This is a genomic window from Terriglobus sp. YAF25, from assembly GCF_052113305.1.
Classification (GTDB): Bacteria; Acidobacteriota; Terriglobia; order Terriglobales; family Acidobacteriaceae; genus Terriglobus.
Genome location: NZ_JBFRCY010000595.1, coordinates 1 through 3,417, shown reverse-complemented (window position 1 = coordinate 3,417; position 3,417 = coordinate 1). Strand labels below are relative to the sequence as shown.

At 60.0% G+C, this 3,417-nt stretch carries 3 protein-coding genes and 1 pseudogene; 1 reads left to right on the top strand and 3 read right to left on the bottom strand.

Features of this window, described 5'->3' with window-relative positions:
* Positions 1 to 254, top strand: a pseudogene (locus tag AB4043_RS20755) (hypothetical protein); the annotation flags it as partial.
* A gap of 91 nt (positions 255 to 345) precedes the next feature.
* Here AB4043_RS20755 and AB4043_RS20750 read toward each other — a convergent pair.
* From AB4043_RS20750 to asd, 3 genes are read right to left on the bottom strand one after another with little or no spacing between them, the layout of a single operon-like run.
* A complete protein-coding gene (locus tag AB4043_RS20750) occupies positions 346 to 825 on the bottom strand; it encodes a dihydrodipicolinate reductase C-terminal domain-containing protein (protein ID WP_442307958.1) in 480 nt (159 codons plus the stop codon).
* A gap of 15 nt (positions 826 to 840) precedes the next feature.
* A complete protein-coding gene (lysC, locus tag AB4043_RS20745) occupies positions 841 to 2,289 on the bottom strand; it encodes a lysine-sensitive aspartokinase 3 (protein WP_442301148.1) in 1,449 nt (482 codons plus the stop codon).
* Positions 2,286 to 3,410, bottom strand: a complete 1,125-nt coding sequence (asd, locus tag AB4043_RS20740; RefSeq protein ID WP_442301147.1) for an aspartate-semialdehyde dehydrogenase — start codon at positions 3,408 to 3,410, stop codon at positions 2,286 to 2,288. Before asd ends, lysC begins: the two co-directional genes overlap by 4 nt.
* Positions 3,411 to 3,417 lie beyond the last annotated feature (7 nt).

Sequence of the window (3,417 nt, the reverse complement as noted above, 5' to 3'; positions counted from 1 at the left end):
ATGCAGGTGTGGAGTGGATCGGACGCTGGAGAAACGGTGTTCTCTTGCGGCAAAGAGTGCGTGCCGTGCATCGACTTGCGCGGGATGTGTACCCAGTCTGGGATGCATCGGTGTCATGGGAGGGAAGACAGGTGCAGCCTTACTTCCGCATGACGAACGGAAGCGACTCGCAGTACCAGGAGCTTGTGGGAGTACCAATGCCTGGACGAGCGTATATTGCCGGAGTTGTGGTTTTGTGGGGGAAGGCGAAGTAATGGAATGATTGAAAAATTGAAGAATTGAACATTACTGGTTAAAAACGAAACCGCGGTCTCTATCCAGGACCGCGGTTTTATCTCGTCCCTTTTACAGTTCCGAGAAAATGTCCTTGAAGTCGTAGCAGCCCTTGCGAGTTGAAAGCCATTCGGCCGCGCGGACAGCTCCGTCCGCGAAGGCGCGGCGGCTGAATGCCTCGTGAAGTCCCTTGGCCAGGACCGCGGCGGCCTGGAACATCACCTGGGTCCCGATGGAGAAATTGGTGCCGTAGAGCAGACCGGCCTCTTTGCGTTCGGCCAGGCCGCGCATGTCGGCGAGCTTCTCGTACCAGCCAGTGGTGCCCACCACAACGCGGGCGCCGGTCGCGAGACAAGCACGCAGGTTGGGGATGACGGCTTCGGGAGTGGTGAAATCGATCACCACATCGAAGCCGATTACGAAGGGAGGCGTCAGCGCGGCGGCGTTAGGGTTCTCTTTCGCGTCGAGAACGTGCACGCCATGGCCGCGCTCATGCGCGACGTCGGCGACAAGCTTGCCAGTCTTACCGTGTCCGAGGACGAGGATACGCATCAAAGATCTCTCTGATCAGGCTTTTGCGGTTGCAGGTTCGGTCTGTGCTGCAGTGCGAGCTTCCACATCGAAGACGTCAGGGTCGGGGTTGGCGAAGAACTTCTTGTGCAGCGAGCGCACCGCCTCTTCCACGTCCGACTCCTCGATCATAAAGCTCATATTGATTTCGCTGGCTCCCTGGCTGATCATGCGCACATTGACGTGGCTTACAGCCGTAAAGACCTGACCGGAGATGCCCGCGTGACCGCGGATATCTTCACCTACCAGGCAGATAAGAGCTTTGTTCGGATCTAGTTTGACGTCGGCGATGGCGCTGAGATCTTCGATCACTGCATCGAGACCGATGTTTGAATCGACGGTCAGCGAGATCGAGACCTCGGAGGTGGAGACCATATCGACCACGACCTTGTGCCGGTCGAAGATGTCAAAGACGGCCTTCATATAACCATGCGACATCAGCATGCCGGAGCTGACGATGTCGATGATGGTCAGCTTGCGCTTCGCCGCAATGCACTTGAAGGGCGATTTGCAGGGTGGAGCGGCCGCGATGATCTTAGTGCCTTCGTTCGCCGCGTTACGCGAGTTGAGCACCCAGACGGGGATGTTCTTCTGCACGGCCGGGAGGATGGTCGCCGGATGCAGCACCTTCGCGCCGAAGTAAGCGAGCTCAGCCGCCTCTTCGAAGCTGATGGTCTTCACACGAAGCGCATCGGAGGTAATGCGAGGATCCGTGGTCATGATGCCGTTGACGTCGGTCCAGATCTCGATCGCTCCAGCGTGCAGACCGCCACCAATCAGAGCGCCCGTGTAGTCAGAACCGCCGCGGCCCAGAGTAGTCGTAATGCCCTGCTCGTTGGAAGCGATGAAGCCGCCCATGACCGGCGTCTTTCCGGCATCGATCAGCGGCAGGACATTCGCGACCAGCTTCTCTTCGATCTTGTCGGTAAGAGGCTTGGCTTTGCCGAAGGCCGAATCCGTGATGATGGACTCGCGCGCATCATGATGAATGCCGTTCAGGCCGCGCTGATCGAAGGCAGCAGCAACCATCCGCGACGAGAGACGCTCACCGTAGCTGACGACATTGTCCGTCGTGCGTGGTGTGAGTTCACCAACTGCCGCAATGCCGCGCAGCAGATCATCTAGCGAGTCAAACTCATGCCCGATGACAGGCTGCAGTGCGGTGAAGCGTTCGTTGTCCAGCAGCTCAGCGGCGGTGTCGACGTGGCGATTGCGCAAACGCGCAGAGATCGCGAGCGCGCCCATCTTGTCGCCTTTACCGGCAGCAGCAGCGGCCGCCAGAAGCTGGTCCGTCACCTTTGCCATGGCAGAGACAACAACGACCGGAGAGAGGCCCTTCTCCGTACGGGTACGGACGATGGCGGCGGTACGGTCAATCGCCTTGGCGTCTTCGACCGAGGTGCCACCGAACTTCATAACGACGATGTGATTGCGGGGTGTGCTCATGCGTTTACCAGCGCTTCCTGCCGCGCGCCGGCGAACTTGAACTTACCCATTACCGCCAGGATCTCAGCATTGAGGATGGCCGCGCCTGCAGCGCCACGAACCGTGTTGTGCGAGAGCAGGACAAACTTCCAATCCAGCAGCGAGCACGGGCGCAGACGACCGACGGTAGTGGCCATGCCGTTACCGCGAGCGATGTCCAGGCGAGGCTGCGGGCGGTTTTCCGCTTCGTCATACTCGACCGGGTGCAGCGGGGCCGAGGGCAGATGATGCGCGCGCAGAGGCTGGAACTCGCGCCATGCGGCGACCATCTGTTCGTAGCTGGCCGGGGTCTTCAGCTTGATGCTGACGCACTCGGTGTGGCCGTCGATAACGGGAACACGGTTGCAGTGCGCGGAGACTTTTGCGTCGAGCAGGTCGATGGAGCCGGTGCCGGCAGTCTCATCGGCCTTGAAGGCGCCGAGCAGCTTTCCGACTTCTTCTTCCAGCTTCTCTTCCTCGTTCTTGATGAAGGGGACGACGTTACCGAGGATGTCGAGCGACGGAACGCCGGGATAGCCGGCGCCGGAGACAGCCTGCATGGTGGTCACAAAAAGGCTCTCGATGCCGAACTTCTGTTCCAGTGGAGCTAGTGCGAGCACCAGGCCGATGGCGCAGCAGTTGGGATTGGTGACCAGGAAGCCGCCGTTCTGCTTGCGCGAAACCTGAGTTTCGAGCAGCCCGAAGTGATCGGAGTTAACCTCCGGTACGACCAGAGGAACATCCGGAGTCATGCGGAAGGCCGACGAGTTGGAGATGACGGCGCACCCTGCATTGGCGTAGGCGGGCTCCAGTTCCTTGGCGATCGGCGAATCGACGGACGAAAAGATAATGCGCGGCACTTCGCCGGACGCGAGCTGCTCCGCCGTGGGAACGGTGTTGGGCTGCACGATCATTTTGGCGATCTGCGCCGGCAGCGGCGTGTCGAGCTTCCAGTTGGTGGCATCACCGTACGGTTTACCGGCGGAGCGGTCCGATGCCGCGAGCCACGTAATCTCGAACCATGGGTGGTTGGCGAGAAGTTGGATAAAGCGCTGGCCCACCATGCCGGTGGCGCCAAGGATACCTACTTTACGTCGTTCCATACTGTCC